The following is a 22,961-nucleotide window of genomic DNA, read 5'->3' on the forward strand; positions in this document are numbered from 1 at the left end:
ACCTCATGAATGGTCAACCGATCACGGAGCAGCCTCCGGCCACCGCGGCCCTGCGGCTCGGCACCCGGCGCAGCGCCCTCGCCATGGCCCAGTCGGGCATGGTGGCCCGCGAGGTGACCAGGCTCACCGGACGCCCCGTCGAGCTGGTCGAGATCACCACCTACGGCGACACCTCCCGCGAGGCGCTGGCGCAGATCGGCGGCACCGGGGTGTTCGTCTCCGCGCTGCGCGACGCGCTGCTGGAGGGCCGGATCGACTTCGCCGTGCACTCGCTCAAGGACCTGCCCACCGCCGCCCCCGCGGGCCTGGTGCTGGCCGCCGTCCCCGAGCGCGAGGACACCAGGGACGCCCTGGTCGCGGCCGAGGGCCTGGCCCTGGACGAGCTGGTGGAGAAGCTCGCCGGCGCCGGCCGTACGGCCCGGATCGGCACCGGCTCCCCCCGCCGGATGGCCCAGCTGAACGCCTGGGCCACCGCCCGCGGTGCCCAGCTGGAGACCGTCGCGATCCGCGGCAACGTGGACACCCGGATCGGCTACGTGACCGCGGGCGAGCTGGACGCGGTGGTGCTGGCCACGGCCGGCCTCAACCGGCTCGGCCGCGGCGCCGAGATCTCCCAGCACCTCGACCCCGAGCTGATGATCCCGGCCCCCGGCCAGGGCGCGCTCGCGATCGAGTGCACCACCGCGAACGCGGATCTGACCGTCGCGCTCTCGGCCCTGGACCACGCCCCCACCCGGGTCGCCGTGGCCGCCGAGCGCGCGCTGCTGGCCACCCTGGAGGCCGGCTGCTCGGCGCCGGTGGCCGCACTGGCCACCTGGGGCCGGGAGAACGAACTGCGGCTGGACGGCGTGGTCGGCAACCCCGACGGCTCCGCCCTGCTGAAGATGTCCGCCAATGGTCCGATCGTCCTCGACGAGACCGCCGAGCAGCAGGCGGCGGCCCTCGGCCGCGCGCTGGCTGACCGGCTGCTCGGCGCGGGCGCGGACGCCCTGATGGGGGAGCGAGCCCGATGAGCCCCACCGCCGCCACCGACGACCTGTTCCCGGCGGGACAGCCCGCCACCGGACGGTGCACCTTCCTGGGCGCGGGCCCCGGGGACCCGGGCCTGCTGACGCTGCGCGCGGTCGAGGTGCTGTCGACCGCCGACGTCCTGGTCGCCGACCCGCTGACCGCGGCCGCCGTGCGCAGCCACTGTCCGGCCGCCGTGCAGGTGCACACCCCGGCCGCCGAGGGCGCCGACTTCGACCTCGCCAAGCTGGTCGCCGAGGCCGTCCGCTCCGGCAAGCACGTGGTCCGCACCGTCGACGGCGACCCTGGCCTGGACGGCTGCGCCGCCGAGGAGATGCTCAGCTGCGCGGGCGACGGGATCCCCTTCGAGGTGATCCCCGGCGTCGCCCAGTCGGTCGGCGTCCCGGCGTACGCGGGCGTCCCGCTGCGGGCCGGGGCCGGCACCGACGTGCGCTTCGTGGACGGCGCCCAGCTGCTGTCCGGCGGCCCGGTGGACCTGGGCGGCGCGGAGACCACCCTGGTGGTCCGCACCACCCTGGGCCAGCTGCCGGCCACCGCGGGCGCGCTGGTCTCCAACGGCCGCAAGCCGGAGTCGGCGCTGAGCGCGACGCTCTCCGGCACCACCACCCGCCAGCGGACCTTCACCTCCACCCTGGCCGGCATCGCGGCCGACCTGAAGGCCGCCCGGGTGCTGCCCTCGCCGGTCTCCGCCCCGGTCGACCCGGCCACCTCGGTGATAGCCGTGGTGGGCGAGCAGGTCGCCCACCGGGCCTCGCACTCCTGGTTCGAGACCAAGCCGCTGTTCGGCTGGAACGTCCTCGTGCCGCGCACCAAGGAGCAGGCCACCGGCCTGTCCGAGCAGCTGCGCTCGTACGGCGCGGTGCCGCAGGAGGTGCCGACCATCGCGGTCGAGCCGCCGCGCACCCCGCAGCAGATGGAGCGGGCCATCAAGGGCCTGGTCACCGGCCGCTACGAGTGGATCGCCTTCACCTCGGTGAACGCGGTGCGCGCGGTCCGGGAGAAGTTCGAGGAGTACGGCCTGGACGCCCGCGCGTTCGCCGGGATCAAGGTCGCGGCGGTCGGCGAGACCACCGCGCAGGCCCTGGTGGACTTCGGTGTGAAGCCGGACCTGGTGCCCTCCGGCGAGCAGTCCGCCGCCGGTCTGCTGGAGGACTGGCCGCCGTACGACCCGGTCTTCGACCCGATCGACCGGGTGCTGCTGCCGCGCGCCGACATCGCCACCGAGACCCTGGTGGCCGGCCTGGTCGAGCTCGGCTGGGAGGTCGACGACGTGACGGCGTACCGGACGGTGCGCGCCTCGCCGCCGCCGGCCGAGACCCGCGAGGCGATCAAGGGCGGCGGCTTCGACGCGGTGCTGTTCACCTCGTCCTCGACCGTCCGGAACCTGGTCGGCATCGCGGGCAAGCCGCACAACGTCACGGTCATCGCCTGCATCGGCCCGGCGACCGCCAAGACCGCCGAGGAGCACGGCCTGCGGGTCGACGTGATGGCCCCGGCGCCGTCGGCGGCCGCGCTGGCCCAGGCGCTGGCAGACTTCGGGGCCAAGCGCCGTGACACCGCGACGGCGGCGGGCGAGCCGGTCTACCGGCCGAGCGAGCGCCGCCCGGGCTCGCGCCGCAAGGCCCGCTGACCCTCAACCAGGGTGCCGGGGGCGGCAGTTCGTCGCCCCCGGCACTGTACGACCGTTCGGAGAGAGAAGCCGTGTCCGCTGAATTCCCGTACGTACGCCCGCGCCGACTGCGGCAGAGCCCGGCGATGCGCCGGCTGGTCGCCGAGACCCGGCTGCACCCGGCGGAGCTGATCCTGCCCGCCTTCGTCAGCGAGGGCATCACCGCGCCGAAGCCGATCACCTCGATGCCCGGCGTGGTCCAGCACACCCGGGACACCCTGCGGAAGGCCGCGGTGGAGGCCGCCGAGGCCGGCGTGGGCGGCATCATGCTGTTCGGCCTGCCCGAGGTGAAGGACGCCGTCGGCTCCGAGGGGACGAACCCGGACGGGATCCTGCAGCAGGCCATCCGCGACGTGGTCGCCGAGGTCGGCGACCAGCTGGTGGTCATGTCGGACCTCTGCCTGGACGAGTTCACCGACCACGGCCACTGCGGCGTGCTGGCCGAGGACGGCAGCGTGGACAACGACGCGACCCTGGAGCGCTACGCCGAGATGGCCGTGGTCCAGGCCGAGGCAGGCGTCCACGTGGTCGGCCCGTCGGGGATGATGGACGGTCAGATCGCGGTCATCCGCCGGGCGTTGGACGGGGCCGGCCACCAGGACGTCAGCATCCTCGCCTACACCGCCAAGTACGCCTCCGCGCTGTACGGCCCGTTCCGCGAGGCCGTCAACTCCTCGCTCAAGGGCGACCGCAAGAGCTACCAGCAGGACCCGGCCAACGCCCGCGAGGCGCTGCGCGAGCTGGAGTTGGACCTCGCCGAGGGCGCGGACATGGTGATGGTGAAGCCCGCCATGCTGTACCTGGACGTGCTGCGGCAGGTCGCCGACGTCTCCCCGGTGCCGGTGTCCGCCTACCAGATCTCCGGCGAGTACGCGATGGTGGAGGCCGCCGCCGCCAACGGCTGGATCGAGCGCGAGCGCACCATCCTGGAGACGCTCACCTCCATCCGCCGGGCCGGTGCCGAGCAGATCCTCACCTACTGGGCCGTGGAAGCGGCCCGGTTGCTCAAGTAGCAGGCGCCGCAACGCAGAAGGCCGGGCCGTTCCCCTCGCGGGGAGCGGCCCGGCCTTCCCGTTTGCTACATCCAGCCCTTGATGTGGGCGAAGCCCTCGCCGCCGCCGACGATGTCGGTGGAGGTGGCGGCGACGGCACCGAAGCCGCCCGCGGCGGTGTCCGTGGTGTGGGCGATGCCGAAGCCCTCGGCCGCCAGGAACGGCTGGTTCGCGGTGGCGGCGAACGAGCCGCCGCCGACCAGGCCGGCGTGGGCGAAGGCCGGGGTGGCGGCGCCCGCGAGTGCCAGTGCGGCGGTGGCGGTCAGCGCGGCCTTGGCCAGCATGCTCTTCATGGATCTGCCCTCTCTCTGGGAGCGCCCGCTCGGACGCTCTGACACGTGTTCACATCCGTTCGTCCGGCCGCGCGCCCCGCGCCGGCCCGGACGAGCGGTCACCCGGCCGGTCCGCGCTGCGGCGGCCGTCCGGACACTTCGTCCGCCAAGCCCGGAGGGCCCGGGGAGACCTTCCTCCCCGGGCCCTCCGTCCGTGCCATGCCCCTTGATCAGCCGATCAGGTGCGAGACGCCCGCGTCGCCCGAGGACTGGGTGTTCTGGCCGACGTTGCAGATCTGCTTCGGGGTGCTGTTCAGGACCGGAACCTCGACCGGAACCGCGACGCCGATCACGCCGACGGCGATGTTGTGGACCTCCGGCAGGCAGATGTTCGCGTTGTCCAGGGTGTGGAAGTTCGGGCTGCCGTTGCCGTGGGTGCCGGTCTGGTTGGTGCCGCCGTTGCCCTGGACGGAGGTGGCGGCGCCGTCCGAGTCGACGATGGCGGAGGCCGAGCCGGCGGACATCGCGATGGCGGCGGCGGCCAGGCCGGCGGCGGCGAGGGACTTCTTGATCATTTCCGGTTTTCCTCTCGGGGGTGAATCGGGGGAGCGATTCGTGGGTGGATCGGGGGGTGGTGCAGGGAGCTGAACGGAGCGTCAGCCGATCAGGTGGGACACGCCCGCGTCGCCGTGGCTCTGGGTGCCCTGGCCCTGGGTGCAGTACTGCTTGCCACCGCTGTTGGCGATCGGGACCTCGACCGGGACGGCCACCCCGAGCACGCCGACGGCGATGTTGTGGATCTCGGGGAGGCAGACGTTCGCGTTGTCCAGGAAGTGGAAGTTCGGGCTGTTGTTCCCGACCGTTCCGGTGAAGTTGGTGCCGCCGTTGCCCTCGATGGAGGCTGCGGCGCCGTCCGCGTCACCGATGGCCGAGGCGGGCGCGGCTGCGGCGGCCAGCGCGGCGACGGCCAGGCCGGCAGCGGCGAAGGACTTCTGGATCATGGGGAGATCCCTCTCTGAAATGCTCTTGGATTCCGTGCGTACAACGCGTAGAACGCTCAGACCCGGTCTGCAGTCACTGACGTCCAGATCAAAGAATGACGGCACGGAAGGTTACGGGGATTTTTGAAAAGAGTCCGGGAGACACGACGAAGGGGGGTTTCCGGTCGGATTATTAGGCCGATCCGGTTAACCGCCGCAATCCGTCCTCCTGCTCACTCGTTGAGGCAGATTGCTTTCCGGCTGCGCCCGCGCAGCCCTTCCTCAGTGATCCCCTGTACGGACAGCAGAACGGTGAAAAGCATGAAGTTCTCCAAGCGGGCCGGCGCGATGCTGCTGGCGGTCGGTGCGGGCATGCTCGCCTCCCAGGGCGCGGCCTCCGCCGCCCCGGTCGGCCCCGAACAGGTCGGGGCCCTGGAGGACGCGCTGGCCACCCAGCAGGTCCCCGCGGACGTACCGCTCACTCCGCTGGGCAGCCACGTCTCGGCCGGCATCCCGGCCTCGCTGCTGATGCCGCCGGTGCCCGGCCGGACCACCAGCACCAGCACCGAGCTGGTCCCGGAGCGGATCGTCCCCCAGCTGAGCACCGGCAAGGTCGGCCCGAGCGCCAAGGCCGAGCTGCCGCTCCCGCTGGTCGACCAGGGCGCCGACCTCGGGCAGGTGCTGCTGGACGCCCCGGCCGCGCCGCTGCGCGCCGACACCCCCGGCCTCACCCTCGGCAAGCCGCTCTCGCTCGCCCAGGACGGCGCGGGCCAGCTCGCCGGTGGCCGGCTCCGGGTGGACGAGGTCGACCCGCGGCTGCTCACCGGCGCCGTGCAGGTCGTCCCCGGGGCCAATGCGAGCCTCGGCAGCGAGGAGCACCGGCTCTCGGTCACCGACGAGGTGGACGACCTGACCATGACCACCGCGGCGACGGCCACCGGCGTGGTCCAGCAGACCGGCCTGGCCGACCCGGCGGCCACCACCGCCACGGCCACCGGTGTGCTGCGGCAGACCGGGCTGACCGACCTCACCCGGCTCTGATCCGGCTCCGCCCCGGGCGGCAGCACACCGGAGCCCGGCACCCGCCGTACGGGCGGGGTGCCGGGCTCCGGCGCGTCCGGACCCTCGGCCCGGCCGGGGCTCAGCCCGGCAGGACGCCGGTCAGCCCGCCGACCAGCGGGAGGTCCTTGACGCCGCCGCCCGCGCTCAGCGGACCGGTCAGCGTGCCGGTGCCGATCGGGGCCAGGCCCTGGTCCGGCTGGACGGTCGCGCCGTTGTTGAGCACGTCGGCCGAGGAGTTCGCCCACGGGTCCAGACGCAGGCCCTTGAGCGGCGCGATGCCGTAGCCGAGGCCGGAGGTCGTCCCGTTCAGCGCCTGGCCGACGTCGGTCCTGGCCAGCGTGGCCGGCCCGGCCGGGGCCTGGCCGGCCGGGGCGGTGGCGGCCTGCGCCGAACCGGCGCCGAGCAGCACCACGGCACCGACGGCGGCGGCCAGACCGGCCCCGCTCTGCTTCGAAACCATGCGGATCACCCTTCGGTGGATCGGAGGTCCCGGACGGCCGTCCGGGGATGCCGAACTGCCCCCCGGCCGGCTGGTCGGGGGGCAGTACGGCCGGATCACGTGCCGATCGGGGATCAGCAGTTGTCCGCCGGCGGCGGGGGCAGCTCGACGTTGGCGCAGCTGTTGCCGAAGGCCGGGTTCAGCGCGCCGATCACGTTGACGGTGTTGCCGCACAGGTTGATCGGGATGTGGATCGGCACCTGGATCTGGTTGCCGGAGATGACGCCGGGGGAGCCGGCGGCGACGCCCTCGGCGCCCGCGCTCGCGGCGGCGGAGCCTGCCGCGCCCAGCACCAGGCCGGCAGCGGCGGCGGAGAGGACGGCGGCCTTCTTCACGTTCTGCATGGGGGTTGATCTCCTCGATCACACACGGGTGGAGCGTGCCGCGCTCCGGCACTGTGGTGCGCGGCACGTGCTCGGTGAGTCAGCTGTCGCCGGTGCGGCGACCGCCGCTTCAGCCGATGTTGGCGCAGCTGTTGCCGAACGCCGGGTTCAGGATCGTGATGAGCCCGATGGTGTTGCCGCAGACGTTGACCGGAATGTGCACCGGGATCTGGATCTGGTTGCCGGAGAGCACGCCCGGGGAGCCGGCGGCCACGCCCTCGGCGCCCGCGCTGGCGAACGCGCCGCCGGCGGCACCGAGCACCAGGCCGGTGGCGGCCAGCGACAGGGCGGCGGCCTTCTTGATGTTGCGCATGATGTCTTTCCTCCGATTTCCGCCCGACGGAAGGGAATTGTCGGGAGCCAGGCGAGCGGGAATACTCGCCCCAGGTCTTCTGGGATTGCCGTGATTGTCACTCGGACGGCGCACACCGGCGTGTTCCGCCCATGGCTCGGGCGTGGACGCAGCCGCCGTGTTGCAGCGCCTCTCGAAATCCCTTCCGCACGGCCGGGAGAGTTTCGGACAAAGGCGCGACCAGGTGGAATTCCCGGTCAGACGTTCCGGCAGGGATTGCCGGACGCCGCGTTCGGGAGGCCCGCCACGAGACCCGAGCCGCCGGTGGCCGCGTTGCCGACGACGCCGTGGGCGAGCTTGCGCATGAGCGGTACTCGATTCGTGTTGTGGGGGCCGGTGGACCGGGTTCCGTGAGGGAGAACGAGGCACCGCGCGCGGGGAAACGGTCCGGCTTCCTGATCACCCGAATGCCGGTCGCGGCTGCCCGGCGCGGGCGCTGTTGCGCCAGACGGGTGACAGTGCGCTCACCGTCGCAACCGGTTCGGGGAGGTCTCGTTCTTGATGTCGCACTCCCCGTGCATCTCTGTTGAACAGTCAGGAGGCTCGCATGAGCATCAAGAAGACCGCCGCTGTCGGCGCGGCCGTGGTGGGCATCGTGGCCGCCGGCGCCGGCACCGCGATGGCCAGCTCCGGCGCCGAGGGCGTCGCGGCCGGTTCCCCCGGTGTCATCTCGGGCAACCAGATCCAGATCCCGGTGCACATTCCGGTCAACCTCTGCGGCAACTCCGTCGACGTCGTCGGACTGCTGAACCCGGCGTTCGGCAACCACTGCGTCAACGCGGGCTGAGTCCGTACCCGGTTCGGCCGGTGAGAGCCGCCGCTCCGCGCTTCCCTCCTGGGGCGCGGGGCGGCGGCTCTTCGCCTGCCCGGGTGGTTGGTGCACCGTCAGTTCCCCGCGCTGTCACAAGCCTTGTTGCGTTACTTGTCAGTACCTAGAATGCGAGACCTGCTCACCTTTTCAGCTCCTCTCCTGCACCGCGCCGCTCGGCGCCCCCGCCAGGGCGGTCCCCCACCCCCGCAAGGAGTCGCGTGTGATCAGGTCACGACTGTCGGCGGCACGGCGCCATGGGAGGCCGGCGGGCCGCTCCCGGTACGCCGCACTGCTCGCCACCGGCACCCTCGTCGCCACCCTCGGCCTGGCCGGCGCCCCCGCCGCCCTCGCCGATTCCGCCCCGGCCCCGGCCCCGGTCGGTGCCCGTCCGGCCGCGGTCGTCGCCCTCGGCGACAGCGCCATCTCCGGGGAGGGCGCCGGCACCGACACCAACGACGGCTACTTCCCGGAGACCGACAGCCCCACCAATTACTGCCACCGGCACCCCAAGTCGGAGATCTTCGTCACCGACATCCCGGGGGTCACCCCGATCGACCTCGCCTGCTCCGGCGCCCAGACCGGCGACCTGGTCAGCGACCCGGAACTGGCGAAGATCACCGGCCCGGGCTTCGGCGACTTCGGCGAGCCCAAACAGGACGTCAAACTCGCCGACACGGCCGCCAAGTACGACGTCAAGATGGTCGTCGTCACGATCGGTGCCAACGACGACTTCGACTTCAGCGGGATCATGATGCACTGCCTGGCGCAGTACTTCCCGGTCCCCAAGGACCAGGGCTGCCGCGACACCATCGGCAGCGACGAGATCCGCCGGCGGGCCAAGGGCGTCCAGCCCAAGGTCGTCGCGGCGCTGCAGAACATCCGGCAGACCATGCGCAGGGCCGGCTACGCCGACTCCTCGTACCAGCTGGTCTACCAGTCGTACTTCAACCCGATCACCCCGGACATCCGGCGCAACGACTACCTCGGCAAGGTCGCCGACGGCTGTCCGGCCTTCCCCGAGGACCTCGCCTGGGGGCACAACTGGGTGGTGCCGACCCTCAGTGACGCGCTGCGCGGGGCAGCCGAGCAGGTGCCCGGCGTCCGGTACCTGGACCAGCGACGGGTCTCCTTCGGCCACGAGGTCTGCGCGGAGTGGACGAGCTCCCCGTACGAGTACAGCAACGGGGACGTCATCAACCTCTCCGAGTGGGTGCGCAACGGCTGCGACTCGCAGATCGGCATCCCCGGGCTGTGCATGAACATGGTCCGCCAGTCGTACCACCTGCGGGTGGCCGGCTACCGCGGCGAGGGCGTCTGCCTCGGCCAGTTCTACGCCCGGCCCGACCTCGCCCAGGCGTACTGCACGCTCAACCAGCAGAACACCACCTCGATCCAGCCGCTGACCCCCGGGCAGCCCTTCGCGGACGTCCCCGAGGACGGCGCCTGGTACCAGCTCACCAACGCGGCCACCGGCAACGTCCTCGACCTCACCGGCGGCGGCACCTACGGCGACTCCACCGACGGCCGGCCCGCGATCAGCTACCCGGCCACCGGCAGCCTCAACCAGTCCTTCGTGCTGGAGGCCAAGGCCGGCGGCAGCTACGAGCTCGACTTCAGCGGCAACCGCGCCATGTGCCTGGACGCCAACGCCGCCTCCACCGCCCCCGGCACCCGGATCCAGCAGTGGGGCTGCAACGGCGGCGGCAACCAGCACTGGGTGTTCAAGCCGACCGGCGACGGCCGCTACAAGGTCGCCGACTCCGCCGACCCCTCCAAGGTCCTCGCCGCCGCCCCCACCCTCGACGCCAAGGGCAACCCCTACATCGAACTCGCCCAGGACACCGGCGCCCCCACCCAACTCTGGCAACTCACCAAGCTCGGCATCGTCTACGTCAAGGGCTGACGAGGACATGGACGTGATCCGCCGCCGCCCCGCCAGGGCGGCGGCGGATCGGTTTCCGGCAAGGGAGCCACGGGTGCGCCGGGCCCGGCGAGGCGTGCCGTAGGCTCTCGGGGACATCGTTGCGCCGGAGCCGCGCGGACCAGGAGCGGGGCGGGGGAGTACCGACAGCACATGAGCACGGCATCGAGCACCGAGTCGTCCAGCACCGAGCCCGGGGCGTCCGCCGCGCTGCCGAGCGCGCCGTCCGAGGAGCGGGCGGGCCGGGCGCCCGGGCGGTTCGGGGCGCTGGTGGACCGCTTCGCGCCCGCGCTGGGCGCCTACGCGGTGGTCAAGGCCACCGGCCTGACCGTCTTCCTGCTGCTGCTCTCGCACACCGGCGACTACCTGAAGAAGCAGCCGGGCCGCGGCGGCGGCGCCAACCCCTGGGACGTGCTGAGCACCTGGGACGGCGTCTGGTACCAGCGGATCGCCGAGAACGGCTACAACCCGCAGCTGATCCCGCTGCACGGCTTCCCGCTCGCCACCTACTACGAGAACTCGGCCGCCTTCTTCCCGCTCTACCCGTGGCTGATGCGGCTGGTCGGCGCGGTCACCGGGCTCGGCTCGTACGGGTCCGGGATCGTGGTCTCGGTGCTCGCCTCGCTGGTCGCGGCGGCCGGGATCTTCGCGATCGCCGAGCGGCTGGGCGGCTTCCGGGCGGGGGTGACGGCCGCGGTGATCTGGGGCCTGTTCCCGGGCTCCGGCGTGGAGTGGGCGGTCTACTCGGACTCGCTGTTCGTCGCGCTGTCCGCCTGGGCCTGCTACTGCGTGATGACCCGCCGCTGGGTCGCGGCCGGCCTGCTGGCGCTGGTGGCGGGCCTAAACCGGCCGACGGCCGCCGCGCTGATCGCCGCCGTCTCGATCGCCGCGCTGGTCGCGCTGGTGCGCCGCACCGACGGCGTGGCCCGCCCGCTGACCGCGATGCTGATCACTCCCTGGGGGCTGGTCGGCTACGTCGCCTGGGTCGGCTGGAAGATGGGCGACTGGGGCGGCTACTTCAAGCTCCAGCGCGGAGCCTGGAACCGCTACTTCGACGGCGGTGCCTCCACCCTGCGCACGATCATGGACGTGATCACCGGCCACTGGGACTTCTGGCAGTCCAACCCCGTCCCGGACCTGATCGCCATCGCCCTGCTGATCGCCCTGCCCGGCCTGCTGGTGCTGCTCTGGCGCGCCCGGCCGCCGCTGGTGCTGTGGGTCTACACCGCGCTGACCATCATCACCGCGCTCAGCAGCAACCAGATCTTCGGCAACATCTCGCGCTACCTGCTGCCGGCCTTCCCGCTCTGCATCGGCCTGGCGTTCGCGCTGCGCCGGGTGCGGACCTCCTCGCTGGTCGGGCTGTTCGCGATGCCCGCGATCGCGGCGGGCTGGTACGCGGGCTATGCGCTGTTCGAGTTGGGCATCCCGTAGACCCGGCTTTGGTTGGCAACGGGATCATCCGGCAGCAGACGGGCCGTTGCTAACCTCGGGCGTATGACGACGACCCCGCCCGTGCGCCAGATCCGCGACATCTCCGGCCTGCTGGACCACGCGAGCCACGTGCTGGCGACCCGGATGGCGGCCGCCTTCACCGAGCTCGGGATCACCCCCCGCGCGTACTGCGTGCTGTTCCACGCGCAGGAGGCCGAGCGCACCCAGATCCAGCTGGCCGAGCTGTCGGACCTGGACAAGACCACCATGGTGGTCACCGTCGACGAGCTGGAGAAGGCGGGCCTGGCGGAGCGCCGCCCGTCCGCGACCGACCGCCGGGCCCGGATCATCTCGGTCACCGAGGCGGGCGAGCGGGCCGTGGTGCAGGGCACCGCGATCGCCGACCGGGTGCACCGCGAGCTGCTGGATTCGCTGCCGCAGCCCGAGCGCGAGGTCTTCGTCTCGGCCCTGACCCACCTGGTGGAGGACCACCTCGCGGAGCCGGTGGAGAGCGAGCGGACCGTACGCCGGGCCCGGCGGTCCCGCGGGTGAGGCACCTCCCGAGGCGCTGCAGCCCCTCACCCAAGCTGCTCCCGAGATAGATAGTCCCGAACAAAACAATCTGATAGCGTTCCTACCCGGTACCCAACGAACCGGGAGAACCGCCATGACCACGCACGCCCCCGCCGCGCCCCCCACGGCCCCCACGGCCCCCGCCCGCTCCCGCACCCTCGCCCTCGCGGTGCTCTGCGCGGGCATGCTGATGATCATCCTGGACGGCTCGATCGTCACCGTGGCACTGCCCGCCATCCAGGACGACCTGCACTTCTCGCCCGCCGACCTGACCTGGACGGTCAACGCCTACCTGATCGCCTTCGGCGGCCTGCTCCTGCTCGCCGGCCGGCTCGGCGACCTGATCGGCCGCAAGCGGGTGTTCGTCGCCGGGCTCGCCCTCTTCACCGCGGCCTCCCTGCTCTGCGCCCTCGCCACCGGGCAGGGAATGCTGATCGCCGCCCGCTTCCTGCAGGGCATCGGCGGCGCGATGGCCTCCTCGGTCAGCCTCGGCATGATCGTCACGCTCTTCCCCGAGCCGCGCGAACGCGGCCGCGCCATCGGCGCGTTCAGCTTCGTCGGCGCGGCCGGTGCCTCGATCGGCCAGGTCCTCGGCGGGGTGCTCACCGAGGCCCTCGACTGGCACTGGATCTTCCTGATCAACCTGCCGCTCGGCCTCACCGCCGCCCTGCTCGCCGTCCGGGTGCTGGAGGCCGACCGCGGCCCTGGTCTGCGGGCCGGCGCCGACGCCCTCGGCGCCGCGCTGATCACCGCCGCCCTGATGCTCGGCATCTACACCATCGTCGGCGCCGCCGGGCACGGTTGGGCCTCCGCCCGCACCCTCGGCCTCGGCGCGCTCTCGCTCGCCCTGCTGGCCTGCTTCCTGCTCCGCCAGGCCCGGGCGGCCCAACCCCTGCTCCCGCTGCGGATGTTCCGCTCACGCAACGTCTCCGGCGCCAACCTGGTGCAGATCCTGACCATCTCCGGGATGTTCGGCTTCCAGATCATCGTCGCGCTCTACATGCAGCAGGTCCTCCGCTACGGCGCGGCCGCCACCGGCCTGGCGATGCTGCCGGCAGCCGTCGCGATCGGCGCGGTCTCGCTGCTGCTCTCCGCCCGGCTGAGCGCAAGGTTCGGCGAGCGCGGCGTCCTGCTGGCGGGCCTGGCCCTGCTGCTCGCCGCGCTCGGCCTGCTGGTCCGGCTGCCGACCGACGCCGACTACGTCGTCCACCTGCTGCCGACGATGCTGCTCGTCTCCGGTGGCGGCCTGGTGCTGTCCACGCTCGCCGTCCTCGGCATGTCGGGCGCCGGACCGCAGGACGCGGGCACCGCCTCGGGCCTGTTCAACACCACCCAGCAGGTCGGCGGGGCACTCGGGGTCGCCGTCCTCACCACGCTCGCGGGCGGCCGCACCGCGGCGCTGACCGCGGCCGGGCACCCCGCCGCCGAGGCGCTCACGGCCGGCTTCCGGCTCGCCTTCGCGGTGGCCGCGGGCCTGTTGGCGGTGGCCCTGCTGCTCGCCGCCGCGGTGCTGCGATCGCCCGCCAGGAGTTGACGAAGCGTCAATCAGCCTCGCCCCGGCCCGCGTTCGGCGGAGTCGGGGTGAAGCATTGCGGCTGCGGCTGCGGCTGCGTCTGCGGTTACGGCCAGACCAGGCAGTACAGCTGGTGCCCGGCGTCGTGCAGCCGGTTGGCGAAGTCCTGCCACTCGTGCAGCATGCTGTAGATCACGAAGGCGTCCCGCGGCCCGCGCCGGTCCGGCACGGTGGACCAGATGAAGGCGGCGGCGCCGAGCTCGGTCTCGTCGGCCTTGCGGAGCGGTTCGACGACGTTGTGCGGGAGCTGGACCACGGCGTAGTCCGGGTGCAGCACGATGAGCTCCAGCGGCGGCACCTGGTGCAGCGGGACGCCCTGGATGCCGGTGAGGACCATGGCGCTCATGGTCTCCGGTTTGATCTTGGTGGAGAGGTGGCCGGTGGGGGAGCCGCTGGTCTCCATCAGGTCGCCGAGCCGCCCCAGCGAGCCGAGCTCGCCGGCGTCCAGGCCGAGCCCGCCGGGGCCGAGCGCGGTGGGGACTCTCGCGGCGGTCGCACGGTCCGGGGCCCCGAAGTACTTGTAGGTCACCCCCACGCGTCCCTCACCCCGCCTCTCACCGCCGCGACGACCACGACCCGTACCCGCTCCCGTACCCCCGCGTGCGGCCTCGGCGGGCCTGCGGGAGCCCCCCGCGGCCTCGTCGTAGCCGTCCTGCGCCTCGGACACTCGGACCATCCTCACCGGAATTCGCCGGAATCGACAGACCCCCGCACGTCCGGCGTCCCTCCGGACGTGCTCCTTACCCGTCATGCGCCGCCGTACCCACTCGCGGTACGCGGCAGTCCTCTCCACACCCCTGCACACAACCGGAGCGATCGCGCACTCTGTGTGCACAGTCTGACGTGCCCGCCCCGCGGAGCCGTCAGCGGCCCCGCTGTAGGGACAACCGTACAGACAACAGTGCCCGGATCATCGTTCCAGATGATCGGGTCCGACATGCAGAGCGCAAGGACACGATTTGAGACCATGTCTCACGTGAGCTACCCCTACGAAGCCCCCCAGTCCCAGTCGCTGTTCGATCGCGCCTCCGTGGTGACGCCCGGCGGCGTCAACTCGCCGGTGCGCGCCTTCCGCGCGGTCGGCGGCACGCCGCGCTTCATGGTGTCCGGCACCGGCCCCTACCTCACCGACGCCGACGGCCGCGAGTACGTCGACCTGGTGTGCTCGTGGGGTCCGATGATCCTCGGCCACGCGCACCCCGCGGTGATCGACGCCGTCCAGCAGGCCGTCACCCGCGGCACCTCCTTCGGTACGCCCGGCCAGGGCGAGGTCGAACTGGCCGAGGAGATCGTCGCCCGGGTCGCCCCGGTCGAGCAGGTCCGCCTGGTCTCCTCCGGCACCGAGGCCACCATGTCCGCGATCCGGCTGGCCCGCGGCTTCACCGGCCGCGCGAAGGTGGTGAAGTTCGCCGGCTGCTACCACGGTCACGTGGACGCCCTGCTGGCCGCCGCCGGTTCCGGCGTGGCCACCTTCGGCCTGCCGGACACCCCTGGCGTCACCGGCGCCCAGGCCGGCGACACCATCGTGCTGCCGTACAACGACCTGGCCGCCGTCGAGCGGGCCTTCGCGGCCCACCCGGGCGAGATCGCCTGCGTGATCACCGAGGCCTCGCCCGGCAACATGGGCGTCGTCCCGCCGCTGCCCGGCTTCAACGGCGGCCTGGCCCGGCTCTGCCGGGAGAACGGCGCGCTGTTCATCTCCGACGAGGTGATGACCGGCTTCCGCGTCTCCAAGGCTGGCTGGTACGGCCTGGAGGCGGCGAACGAGGGCTGGGCGCCGGACCTGCTGACCTTCGGCAAGGTCATGGGCGGCGGCTTCCCGGCCGCGGCCTTCGGCGGCCGCGCCGACGTGATGGCGTACCTGGCCCCGGCCGGCCCGGTCTACCAGGCCGGCACCCTGTCCGGGAACCCGATCGCCACCGCGGCCGGCCTGGCCCAGCTGCGCGGCTGCACCGGCGAGGCGTACGCGACGGTGGACAAGGTCGCCGCCGAGGTGTCCGGCCTGGTCTCCGAGGCGCTGACCAAGGAGGGCGTGGTGCACCGGCTGCAGACCGCCGGGAACATGTTCTCGGTGTTCTTCACCGAGGCCGCCGTCACGAACTACGACGAGGCGAAGACCCAGGAGGCGTACCGTTTCACCGCCTTCTTCCACGCGATGCTGGCCGAGGGCGTCTACCTGCCTCCGTCCGCCTTCGAGTCCTGGTTCGTCTCGGCGTCCCACGACGAGCGGGCGATCGAGCGGATCGCCGCCGCCCTCCCGGCCGCCGCGCGCGCCGCTGCCGCCGCCACGGCCTAGTCCAATCCGAGCCCAGGAGCAGTAGAGAAGTGACCGCCAAAGAGATCACCGTCGTCCACCTGATGCGGCACGGTGAGGTGCACAACCCGGAGGGCATCCTGTACGGGCGCCTGCCGGGCTACCGGCTGTCCGAGCTGGGCCGGCAGATGGCCGACCGGGTGGCCGAGGACCTGGCCGACCGGGACATCACCCACGTGGTGGCCTCGCCGCTGGAGCGGGCCCAGGAGACCGCCGAGCCGATCGCCAAGGCGCACGGCCTGGACGTCGCGGCGGACGCGCGGCTGATCGAGGCGGAGAACATCTTCGAGGGCAAGACCTTCGGCGTCGGCGACGGCTCGCTGCGCAACCCGGGGTACTGGAAGTACCTCACCAACCCGTTCAAGCCCTCGTGGGGCGAGCCCTACCTCGACCAGGTGGTGCGGATGATGGGCGCGCTGGGCGCCGCCCGGGACGCCGCGCGCGGGCACGAGGCGGTCTGCGTCAGCCACCAGCTGCCGATCTGGATCGTCCGTTCCTTCGTCGAGCGCCGCCGGCTCTGGCACGACCCGCGCAACCGGCAGTGCTCGCTGGCCTCGCTGACCAGCTTCACCTTCGAGGGCGACCGGATCGTCTCGGTCGGCTACCGCGAGCCGGCCCGCGACCTGCTGCCCGCGCACCTGGTGGGCAAGGGCCGCAAGGGCGACAAGCCGGTGGGCAAGAGCTTCGGCGCCTAGCCCCTCGAACGGGGCGTGCGAGCGGCGTCACACGCCCGCGCGTACGGCGCATAAGCGGTAGGTAAGTATGACTTCGGGTCACCCGGCGGGCGCCGGGTGACCCGATTTCGTCGCAGGTCAGAGGCGGTGCGACGCGCAAGGCAGGACCCCCCCGAACCTGCCCGGAACTCCATGCGAAACTTTTCACATGTCTGCCATGACGCGCCCCCGTCCCCGTGTCGCCGCAGCCGCTGCCGCCACCGCCGCCGCCGCTGCGCTCGCCCTCACCGGATGCTCCTCCGCGGGCTCGTCGGGCAGCGGCGAGGGCCAGGTCGGCTTCGTCACGGTCAAGGGCACCAACCTGTCGAAGGCGGACGCCGGCCGGCGCGGGGACGCCCCGGACATCACCGGGGAGACCCTGGAGGGCGCCCCGGCCAAGCTCTCCGACTACCGGGGCAAGGTCGTGGTGCTGAACGTCTGGGGCTCCTGGTGCGGGCCGTGCCGGGCCGAGGCGAAGAGCCTGCAGGCCGTCTCGGAGAAGTACAAGGACCAGGGCGTCCAGTTCCTCGGCATCAACACCCGGGACACCGAGAAGGGCAACGCCGTCCGATTCGAGCAGGAGCAGGGCGTCACCTACCCCAGCATCTTCGACCCGGCCGGCACCCAGCTGCTCAAGTTCCCCAAGGGCAGCCTCAACCCGCAGTCCATCCCGACCACGCTGATCGTCGACCGCGACGGCAAGCTGGCGGCCCGCGCCGTCGGCGGCACCACCGAGGACGCGCTGGAGTCGATCCTGCAGCCGGTGGTCGCGGAGCAGAAGCAGTGAGCCTGCCGCCCCTGCAGCCGGCCGCGCTCCACCTGGCCGACACCACCTCGACCGTGCAGAGCGGCGCCCTGCTGGTCGCCGCCCCGGTCGCGCTGCTGGCGGGGCTGGCGTCGTTTTTCTCGCCCTGCGTGCTGCCGCTGGTCCCCGGCTACCTCTCGTACGTGACCGGGTTCTCCGCCGCCGACCTCGCGGACGCCCGCGGCACCCGGCGCGGCCGGATGCTGCTCGGCGTGGTGCTGTTCATCCTCGGCTTCACCGCGGTGTTCGTCTCCACCGGCGCCCTGTTCGGCTACTTCGGCCAGGAGCTGCAGGACTACAAGCGGACCATCAACCTCGTGCTGGGCTCGCTCACCGTCCTGATGGGCCTGGCCTTCATGGGCCTGGTGCCCGGGCTGAGCATGCGCGAGGTCCGCTCGCACCGCCGCCCGGCCGTCGGCCTGCTGGGCGCCCCGATGCTCGGGGTGGTCTTCGGCGTCGGCTGGACGCCCTGCATGGGACCCACCCTGACCGCCGTGCAGAACCTGGCGCTCAACCAGGCCGACGCCCAGCGCGGCGCGCTGCTGACGACCTTCTACTGCCTGGGCCTCGGCGTACCGTTCATCCTGGCCGCGGTGGCCTTCCGCCGGGCGCTGGGCGCCTTCGGGTGGGTCAAGCAGCACTACCCGCTCGTGATGCGGATCGGCGGCGGCATGCTCGTCGCGGTCGGTCTGCTGCTCGTCACCGGGGTCTGGGACTCCATGATGAGCCAGCTGCAGTCCTGGACCGCCGACTTCCGGATCGGAATCTGACCGTGAGCAACACCACGACCGAGACCGAGCAGCCGCCGGCGCCGGACGACAGCGCCGCCGAGCGGCTCAGCACCGCACCGGTCGAGTCCGACGGCCCGACCGGCATCGGGGCGTTCGGCTGGGCGCGCTGGATGTGGCGCCAGCTGACCTCCATGCGGGTCGCCCTGATCCTGCTCTTCCTGCTCTCGCTGGCCGCCATCCCCGGCTCGCTGATCCCGCAGTACCAGAACGGCCAGGGCCAGCTGAAGGTCGAGGCCTGGAAGGCGCAGCACACCACGGTCGCGCCGATCTACGAGAAGCTCCAGCTGTTCGACGTCTACAGCTCGATCTGGTTCTCCGCGATCTACATCCTGCTGTTCGTCTCGCTGGCCGGCTGCATCGTCCCGCGCACCTGGCAGTTCGTCGGCGTGCTGCGCGCCCAGCCGCCGGCCGCGCCGCGCAACCTGACCCGGATGCCGGTCCACGCGGCCTGGCGCACCGGGGCGGACCCCGCGGCGGTGAACGCCGCCGCGCACCGGCTGCTGCGCAAGCGCGGCTTCCGCGCCGACCTGTCCGGCGGCGCGGTGGCCGCCGAGAAGGGCTACCTGCGCGAGGTCGGCAACCTGCTCTTCCACCTGTCGCTGTTCGCCCTGCTCGGCGGGTTCGCCTGGGCCAGCCTGGCGTCGGGCACCGGCGGCAAACTGATGGTCGAGGGCGAGGGCTACTCGAACACCATCACCCAGCTCGACGACTTCAACGGCACCCGGTTCTACGGCAGCCAGGACCTCGACCCGTTCTACCTGAAGCTGGACGGCTTCACCTCGAAGTTCCAGACCAACGGCGACCAGATCGGCGCCGCCCGGCAGTTCACCGCGAACGTCGAGTACTACGCGGGCAGCGACGCGTCGAAGCTGAAGAAGTCGACGATCGAGGTCAACCACCCGCTGGAGATCGGCGGCAGCAAGGTCTTCCTGATCGGCCACGGCTACGCCCCGGTCGTCACCGTCCGCAACGGCAAGGGCGACGTCGTCTACCAGGGCGCCGTCCCCTTCCTGCCGCAGGACGGCAACCTGACCTCCACCGGCGTCGTGAAGGTCTCCGACTACGGTCTGGGCCCGGACGGCAACAAGACCCAGATGGGCTTCTCCGGCTTCTTCCTGCCGACCGCGCCGCTGAGCTTCGAGGGCACCGGCCCGGTCTCGCTGTTCCCCGGCGACGCCGCCCCCGAGCTGGTGCTGAACGCCTTCTCGGGCGACCTCGGCACCGACTCCGGCCTGCCGCAGAACGTCTACCAGCTCAACACCCGCAAGCTCACCCAGCTGACCCAGGACGGCCAGCCGGCCAAGGCCCGGCTCAAGCCCGGTCAGGGCTGGAACCTCCCCGACGGCTACGGCTCCGTCACCTTCGAGGGCTACAAGCAGTGGGCCAGCTTCAACGTCTCGCACCGCCCCGGCAACGCGATCGCCCTGACCGGCGCCGTCCTGGCGATCCTCGGCCTGATCGGCTCGCTGTTCATCCAGCGCCGCCGGATCTGGGTGCGGGCGGTCGCCCTGCCCGGCGGCGGCACCCAGGTGGAGCTGGCGGGCCTGGCCCGCAGCGAGTCGGCGAAGATCGCCGAGGAGCTGGCCGAACTCGCGGTGGACCTCCAGGACGACGCCCCCGCCTCCGCGGACGCCGCCGCGCCCGACGCCGTACCCGACGACCCCGAGGCCGAGGCCTCGGACCCCGCAGTCCCTGCCGACCAGAACTCCAAGGAGTAGACGGTGCACCTCGCCTCGGCGGTCGACCCACAGCTGGCCGACCTCTCCAACAAGCTGATCTATTCGGCGATGGCGGTCTACACGCTCGCCATGTTCGCCCACATGATCGAGTGGACCTTCGGAAGCAAGGGCGCCGTCGCCGTCCGCTCGAAGGAGCAGTCCGGCAGTCTGGCCGAGACCGTCGCCACGGCCGGGAAGAAGACCGGGAAGACGGTCACCGTCACCGTGGCGGGCGCCGGCGGCGGCACCACCACGCTCACCCGCACCGCGATCGCGGGCGAGGGCGCGACGGTGGTCACCAGCGGGCGCGGCGCCGAGGAGGAGGACGGCCCGGGCGCGGCCGGCACCAGCGAGAAGGCCGACCTGGCCGGCCGGATCGCCGTGTCGCTCACCGTCCTGGCGGCGCTGCTGCACGGCGGCGGCATCGTCGCCCGCGGCCTGTCGGTGTCCCGCTGGCCGTGGGGCAACATGTACGAGTTCTCCTGCGCCTTCGCCTTCGCCATGACGGCGGCGTACCTGGTCCTGCTGGCCGCGCGGAAGAACGTCCGCTGGCTCGGCCTGCCGGTCGTCCTCGCGGTGCTGCTGACCCTCGGCATCGCCACCCAGGTGCTGTACACCGACTCCGAGCAGCTCGTCCCGGCACTGCACTCGTACTGGCTGGCGATCCACGTCTCCACCGCGATCTTCTGCGGCGGCTCCTTCTACGCGGCGTTCATCGCCACGCTGCTGTACCTGGGCAAGGACTCCTTCGACAAGCGGATGGCGGCCGGCCTGACCACCGGCCCGCTGGGCACCTCGGCCTCGATCTGGCGCCGGCTGCCCGCCACGGCCACCTTCGACAAGCTGTCCTACCGGATCAACGCCCTGGTCTTCCCGCTCTGGACCTTCACCATCATCGCGGGCTCGATCTGGGCCGAGGCCGCCTGGGGCAAGTACTGGGAGTGGGACCCGAAGGAGACCTGGTCGTTCATCACCTGGGTCGCCTACGCCTGCTACCTGCACGCCCGCGCGACGGCCGGCTGGAAGGGCCGCAAGGCCGCCTACCTGGCGCTGGCGGCCTTCGCCTGCTGGCTCTTCAACTACTACGGCGTGAACATCTTCGTCACCGGCAAGCACTCGTACGCGGGGATCTGACCGGGGCGCAAACACCCACCGGCCCGGCTTTCCGCGAGAGGTAGCCGGGCCGCGGTGCGACAGGGGTAGTTCGTGCCGGCCGTCCGTGCCGGTACGGGGAGGAACGAGGAGGAAATCGCGCAATGGAGTGCGACGAGGTCATGCTGACCGTCCGAATCACCGCCGCCGAGCGCATGCTGCTCCGCCGGCTCGCCCAGGGACACCGGAGCGACGTCTCCGAGGTGGTGGCCGACGCTCTGCTGGACATCATTCCCACGCTCAGCGCGCCGGGGGACGCCTACCGACTGCTGGGGGCGCTCGCGATGCCCGCGCCGTGCGCCCTGACGGTCTGGCTGCCGAACCCGTTGGCCGACCTGCTGGTGCCCGGCGCGGCCCGGATCGCGCAGATCACCGACGTCCGGATCGAGTCGGCCAGCGCCGCCCTGGGGGCCGCGCTGCGGCTCTGGCTCGCCCAGGACCCGGTCAGGCTGGCGGCCAACCTCAGCGTGATGCACGCCGGGCGGCGGCCCGCCTCGGCGCTGGTGGCCGCCTGACGGGGGCACCTGTCCGAACGCCTCAGCTCGCCAGCGGCAGCCGGCTGCCGGCGAGGCCCGGCGCGGCGGGGCGGCCGTCGAGGGCGTCCCGCCGCGCCGGTACCGCGGGGCCCTCGGCGGGCCCGTCCACCGGGCCGCCCAGCGGTTCGGTGAGCAGCCGGCACTCGGCCGCCGTCCGCCCGTCCTGGAGCAGCTGGACCCGGACGGGCAGCCGGCGGCCGTCCGCGGCCGGTTCGGGGACGGCCCGGACGAAGCAGGGGCGGTCCAGCTCTATGTAGTGGTCGAAGGCGGTGACCAGCTCGACCGGGACGACCGGCTCGGGGTGGCGCAGCCGCTGGGCGGCTTGCCTGGCGGCCTCCAGCACCAGCATCCCGGGCACGTGGTCCAGCGCGTGGTCGAACAGCACCGGGTGCGCGGCGTCGGCGCGCAGCACCCAGGTGTCCGGCCGCAGGGTCGGGCTGAGCACCACGTCCGCGGGCTGCGCCCGGCCGACGAGCTCGGGCGCGGTGGGGGCGGGCGGGAGCAGCGGGGTGACGGCGTGCCGGCCGGCCCCGCGCAGCCGGTCGTACGAGGCGGGGGAGAGCACCCGCAGCTGGCCCGAGCCGCGGCCGATCGGCCGGCCGTCCCGGGTGATGTCGGCGTGCACCCGCAGCGAGACCAGCCGGCCGTGCCGCATCCGGACGTCCTCGCAGCCGACGGCGAGCATCAGCGAGGCCGGTTCCGTGCCGACGGCCAGGCCGGGCAGGCCGGGGCCGGCGAGCGCGTAGGAGAGGTCCTCCATGACGAAGTGGTGGCCGCGCGGCACCCCGAACCCGGCGTGGCCGATCAGCAGCCCGGCCTGCCGGACGGTCTCGGCCATCAGCACCGGGTCGTGGTAGCGGTCGCCGGGAAGCCGGTAGAAGCCGTGCAGCCGGGGCCACTGGGCGCCGAGCAGGAAGTCGTACGGGCCGGTGGCCTGCCAGCCGGTGAGGAAGACCTCGGAGACCGAGGCGCGGTGCACCAGGTGCCGGGAGACGGTCCGGTCGTGGAAGTCGTAGCCGGTGCCGGTGCCGGTGCCCGGCCCGGGGCCGGGGTGGGCGTACGGGCCGTGCGGGTCCGGCTCTACGATCGATGGCATGACTGGCCCCCGCTCCCAGGGTGTCGGTCGAGCGGCCGCCATGGACGCCCGAGCAAAACATACATACCACCCGGTTTCTGTCCTGCGACTGGGGTGCCCCGGCCGCACGGCCCGCGCGATCACGCTACCCCGTTGTGGGCTGCGGCGATGCCCCGCAGGGCAGCCGCAGACCTTGGGCGGGGGACCGTCCCCGCTGGACGGCGGGGACGAAACAGGCGCTAGATTA

The 22,961-nt window shown here is 72.5% G+C and carries 24 protein-coding genes; 16 read left to right on the forward strand and 8 right to left on the reverse strand.

Annotation, left to right across the window (positions count from 1 at the left end):
- Positions 1–5: 5 nt before the first annotated feature.
- The 3 genes from hemC to hemB all read left to right on the forward strand — a co-directional run bounded on the left by hemC (position 6) and on the right by hemB (position 3,711).
- On the forward strand, positions 6–1,013 hold the full coding sequence (gene hemC / locus CRP52_RS18220; protein ID WP_097237388.1) for a hydroxymethylbilane synthase: 1,008 nt from the start codon (positions 6–8) through the stop codon (positions 1,011–1,013).
- Positions 1,010–2,659, forward strand: coding sequence for a uroporphyrinogen-III synthase (locus tag CRP52_RS18225; RefSeq protein WP_097237389.1), 1,650 nt, complete (start codon positions 1,010–1,012; stop codon positions 2,657–2,659). Before hemC ends, CRP52_RS18225 begins: the two co-directional genes overlap by 4 nt.
- 71 nt (positions 2,660–2,730) lie before the next feature.
- Positions 2,731–3,711 carry a porphobilinogen synthase gene (hemB, locus tag CRP52_RS18230; protein WP_097237390.1) on the forward strand — a complete coding sequence of 327 codons (981 nt, stop codon included), beginning with the start codon at positions 2,731–2,733 and terminating at the stop codon, positions 3,709–3,711.
- A 65-nt stretch (positions 3,712–3,776) separates the two neighbouring features.
- Here hemB and CRP52_RS18235 read toward each other — a convergent pair whose 3' ends face one another.
- The 3 genes from CRP52_RS18235 to CRP52_RS18245 all read right to left on the reverse strand — a co-directional run bounded on the left by CRP52_RS18235 (position 3,777) and on the right by CRP52_RS18245 (position 5,023).
- Complete coding sequence (locus CRP52_RS18235; RefSeq protein ID WP_143685779.1) at positions 3,777–4,043, reverse strand: hypothetical protein; 267 nt, start codon at positions 4,041–4,043, stop codon at positions 3,777–3,779.
- Between the two features lie 209 nt (positions 4,044–4,252).
- Entirely contained in the window at positions 4,253–4,597 is a 345-nt protein-coding gene (locus CRP52_RS18240) for a rodlet layer protein (RefSeq protein ID WP_097237392.1), read from the reverse strand.
- Positions 4,598–4,678: 81 nt separating this feature from the next.
- The gene (locus tag CRP52_RS18245) at positions 4,679–5,023 is read right to left on the reverse strand and encodes a hypothetical protein (protein WP_030232098.1); all 345 of its coding nucleotides are present in this window, start codon (positions 5,021–5,023) and stop codon (positions 4,679–4,681) included.
- A 300-nt stretch (positions 5,024–5,323) separates the two neighbouring features.
- Here CRP52_RS18245 and CRP52_RS38325 point away from each other — a divergent pair, with 300 nt between their 5' ends.
- Entirely contained in the window at positions 5,324–6,043 is a 720-nt protein-coding gene (locus CRP52_RS38325) for a hypothetical protein (protein ID WP_179852840.1), read from the forward strand.
- A gap of 100 nt (positions 6,044–6,143) precedes the next feature.
- Here the strand turns inward: CRP52_RS38325 and CRP52_RS18255 are convergent, their stop codons facing one another.
- The 3 genes from CRP52_RS18255 to CRP52_RS18265 all read right to left on the reverse strand — a co-directional run bounded on the left by CRP52_RS18255 (position 6,144) and on the right by CRP52_RS18265 (position 7,259).
- Positions 6,144–6,524 carry a hypothetical protein gene (locus CRP52_RS18255; protein WP_097237393.1) on the reverse strand — a complete coding sequence of 127 codons (381 nt, stop codon included), beginning with the start codon at positions 6,522–6,524 and terminating at the stop codon, positions 6,144–6,146.
- 113 nt (positions 6,525–6,637) lie between these two features.
- Complete coding sequence (locus CRP52_RS18260; RefSeq protein WP_097237394.1) at positions 6,638–6,907, reverse strand: chaplin; 270 nt, start codon at positions 6,905–6,907, stop codon at positions 6,638–6,640.
- Between the two features lie 109 nt (positions 6,908–7,016).
- A complete protein-coding gene (locus CRP52_RS18265; RefSeq protein WP_097237395.1) occupies positions 7,017–7,259 on the reverse strand; it encodes a chaplin in 243 nt (80 codons plus the stop codon).
- A 586-nt stretch (positions 7,260–7,845) separates the two neighbouring features.
- Between CRP52_RS18265 and CRP52_RS18270 the strand changes: the two genes are divergently transcribed.
- The 5 genes from CRP52_RS18270 to CRP52_RS18290 all read left to right on the forward strand — a co-directional run bounded on the left by CRP52_RS18270 (position 7,846) and on the right by CRP52_RS18290 (position 13,571).
- Positions 7,846–8,085: a chaplin gene (locus CRP52_RS18270; RefSeq protein WP_097237396.1), complete on the forward strand. Its 240-nt coding sequence runs from the start codon at positions 7,846–7,848 to the stop codon at positions 8,083–8,085.
- Positions 8,086–8,329: 244 nt separating this feature from the next.
- Positions 8,330–10,012, forward strand: coding sequence for an RICIN domain-containing protein (locus CRP52_RS18275; RefSeq protein WP_257032552.1), 1,683 nt, complete (start codon positions 8,330–8,332; stop codon positions 10,010–10,012).
- 171 nt (positions 10,013–10,183) lie between these two features.
- Positions 10,184–11,464 (forward strand): glycosyltransferase family 39 protein, encoded by a 1,281-nt coding sequence (locus CRP52_RS18280; protein WP_097237397.1) that lies wholly within the window; start codon positions 10,184–10,186, stop codon positions 11,462–11,464.
- Between the two features lie 63 nt (positions 11,465–11,527).
- On the forward strand, positions 11,528–12,016 hold the full coding sequence (locus CRP52_RS18285) for a MarR family winged helix-turn-helix transcriptional regulator (protein WP_097237398.1): 489 nt from the start codon (positions 11,528–11,530) through the stop codon (positions 12,014–12,016).
- 115 nt (positions 12,017–12,131) lie between these two features.
- A complete protein-coding gene (locus CRP52_RS18290; RefSeq protein WP_097237399.1) occupies positions 12,132–13,571 on the forward strand; it encodes an MFS transporter in 1,440 nt (479 codons plus the stop codon).
- 85 nt (positions 13,572–13,656) lie between these two features.
- On the opposite strand, the gene CRP52_RS18295 is transcribed toward CRP52_RS18290, so the two are convergent.
- Positions 13,657–14,139: a hypothetical protein gene (locus tag CRP52_RS18295; RefSeq protein WP_097237400.1), complete on the reverse strand. Its 483-nt coding sequence runs from the start codon at positions 14,137–14,139 to the stop codon at positions 13,657–13,659.
- A 438-nt stretch (positions 14,140–14,577) separates the two neighbouring features.
- On the opposite strand from CRP52_RS18295, the gene hemL reads away from it, so the two are divergent.
- The 7 genes from hemL to CRP52_RS18330 all read left to right on the forward strand — a co-directional run bounded on the left by hemL (position 14,578) and on the right by CRP52_RS18330 (position 21,618).
- Complete coding sequence (hemL, locus tag CRP52_RS18300) at positions 14,578–15,906, forward strand: glutamate-1-semialdehyde 2,1-aminomutase (protein ID WP_097237401.1); 1,329 nt, start codon at positions 14,578–14,580, stop codon at positions 15,904–15,906.
- Positions 15,907–15,968: 62 nt separating this feature from the next.
- On the forward strand, positions 15,969–16,619 hold the full coding sequence (locus CRP52_RS18305; RefSeq protein ID WP_097240161.1) for a histidine phosphatase family protein: 651 nt from the start codon (positions 15,969–15,971) through the stop codon (positions 16,617–16,619).
- A gap of 187 nt (positions 16,620–16,806) precedes the next feature.
- Positions 16,807–17,424 (forward strand): TlpA family protein disulfide reductase, encoded by a 618-nt coding sequence (locus CRP52_RS18310; RefSeq protein ID WP_097237402.1) that lies wholly within the window; start codon positions 16,807–16,809, stop codon positions 17,422–17,424.
- Positions 17,425–17,435: 11 nt separating this feature from the next.
- The gene (locus tag CRP52_RS18315) at positions 17,436–18,212 is read left to right on the forward strand and encodes a cytochrome c biogenesis CcdA family protein (protein ID WP_373560563.1); all 777 of its coding nucleotides are present in this window, start codon (positions 17,436–17,438) and stop codon (positions 18,210–18,212) included.
- A gap of 2 nt (positions 18,213–18,214) precedes the next feature.
- Positions 18,215–19,951 carry a cytochrome c biogenesis protein ResB gene (resB, locus tag CRP52_RS18320; protein WP_257032554.1) on the forward strand — a complete coding sequence of 579 codons (1,737 nt, stop codon included), beginning with the start codon at positions 18,215–18,217 and terminating at the stop codon, positions 19,949–19,951.
- Between the two features lie 3 nt (positions 19,952–19,954).
- Positions 19,955–21,085 carry a c-type cytochrome biogenesis protein CcsB gene (ccsB, locus tag CRP52_RS18325; RefSeq protein WP_097237404.1) on the forward strand — a complete coding sequence of 377 codons (1,131 nt, stop codon included), beginning with the start codon at positions 19,955–19,957 and terminating at the stop codon, positions 21,083–21,085.
- Positions 21,086–21,207: 122 nt separating this feature from the next.
- Positions 21,208–21,618, forward strand: a complete 411-nt coding sequence (locus tag CRP52_RS18330; protein ID WP_097237405.1) for a hypothetical protein — start codon at positions 21,208–21,210, stop codon at positions 21,616–21,618.
- Positions 21,619–21,640: 22 nt separating this feature from the next.
- On the opposite strand, the gene CRP52_RS37675 is transcribed toward CRP52_RS18330, so the two are convergent.
- Complete coding sequence (locus CRP52_RS37675; RefSeq protein WP_179852842.1) at positions 21,641–22,735, reverse strand: ScbA/BarX family gamma-butyrolactone biosynthesis protein; 1,095 nt, start codon at positions 22,733–22,735, stop codon at positions 21,641–21,643.
- Positions 22,736–22,961 lie beyond the last annotated feature (226 nt).

Origin of the sequence: Streptomyces sp. 1331.2, assembly GCF_900199205.1 — a bacterium.
Classification (GTDB): domain Bacteria; phylum Actinomycetota; class Actinomycetes; order Streptomycetales; family Streptomycetaceae; genus Kitasatospora.

Excerpts from the sequence above, each read along its gene's own strand:
- CRP52_RS18265 (WP_097237395.1), bottom strand. The coding sequence starts at position 7,259 with ATGCGCAACATCAAGAAGGCCGCCGCCCTGTCGCTGGCCGCCACCGGC.
- CRP52_RS18225 (WP_097237389.1), top strand. The coding sequence starts at position 1,010 with ATGAGCCCCACCGCCGCCACCGACGACCTGTTCCCGGCGGGACAGCCC.
- CRP52_RS18270 (WP_097237396.1), top strand. The coding sequence starts at position 7,846 with ATGAGCATCAAGAAGACCGCCGCTGTCGGCGCGGCCGTGGTGGGCATC.
- hemC (WP_097237388.1), top strand. The coding sequence starts at position 6 with ATGAATGGTCAACCGATCACGGAGCAGCCTCCGGCCACCGCGGCCCTG.
- CRP52_RS18290 (WP_097237399.1), top strand. The coding sequence starts at position 12,132 with ATGACCACGCACGCCCCCGCCGCGCCCCCCACGGCCCCCACGGCCCCC.
- CRP52_RS37675 (WP_179852842.1), bottom strand. The coding sequence starts at position 22,735 with ATGCCATCGATCGTAGAGCCGGACCCGCACGGCCCGTACGCCCACCCC.
- CRP52_RS18280 (WP_097237397.1), top strand. The coding sequence starts at position 10,184 with ATGAGCACGGCATCGAGCACCGAGTCGTCCAGCACCGAGCCCGGGGCG.
- CRP52_RS18235 (WP_143685779.1), bottom strand. The coding sequence starts at position 4,043 with ATGAAGAGCATGCTGGCCAAGGCCGCGCTGACCGCCACCGCCGCACTG.
- CRP52_RS18255 (WP_097237393.1), bottom strand. The coding sequence starts at position 6,524 with ATGGTTTCGAAGCAGAGCGGGGCCGGTCTGGCCGCCGCCGTCGGTGCC.
- CRP52_RS38325 (WP_179852840.1), top strand. The coding sequence starts at position 5,324 with ATGAAGTTCTCCAAGCGGGCCGGCGCGATGCTGCTGGCGGTCGGTGCG.
- CRP52_RS18310 (WP_097237402.1), top strand. The coding sequence starts at position 16,807 with ATGTCTGCCATGACGCGCCCCCGTCCCCGTGTCGCCGCAGCCGCTGCC.
- CRP52_RS18240 (WP_097237392.1), bottom strand. The coding sequence starts at position 4,597 with ATGATCAAGAAGTCCCTCGCCGCCGCCGGCCTGGCCGCCGCCGCCATC.
- CRP52_RS18245 (WP_030232098.1), bottom strand. The coding sequence starts at position 5,023 with ATGATCCAGAAGTCCTTCGCCGCTGCCGGCCTGGCCGTCGCCGCGCTG.
- CRP52_RS18285 (WP_097237398.1), top strand. The coding sequence starts at position 11,528 with ATGACGACGACCCCGCCCGTGCGCCAGATCCGCGACATCTCCGGCCTG.
- CRP52_RS18305 (WP_097240161.1), top strand. The coding sequence starts at position 15,969 with ATGCGGCACGGTGAGGTGCACAACCCGGAGGGCATCCTGTACGGGCGC.
- hemL (WP_097237401.1), top strand. The coding sequence starts at position 14,578 with ATGTCTCACGTGAGCTACCCCTACGAAGCCCCCCAGTCCCAGTCGCTG.
- CRP52_RS18330 (WP_097237405.1), top strand. The coding sequence starts at position 21,208 with ATGGAGTGCGACGAGGTCATGCTGACCGTCCGAATCACCGCCGCCGAG.
- CRP52_RS18260 (WP_097237394.1), bottom strand. The coding sequence starts at position 6,907 with ATGCAGAACGTGAAGAAGGCCGCCGTCCTCTCCGCCGCCGCTGCCGGC.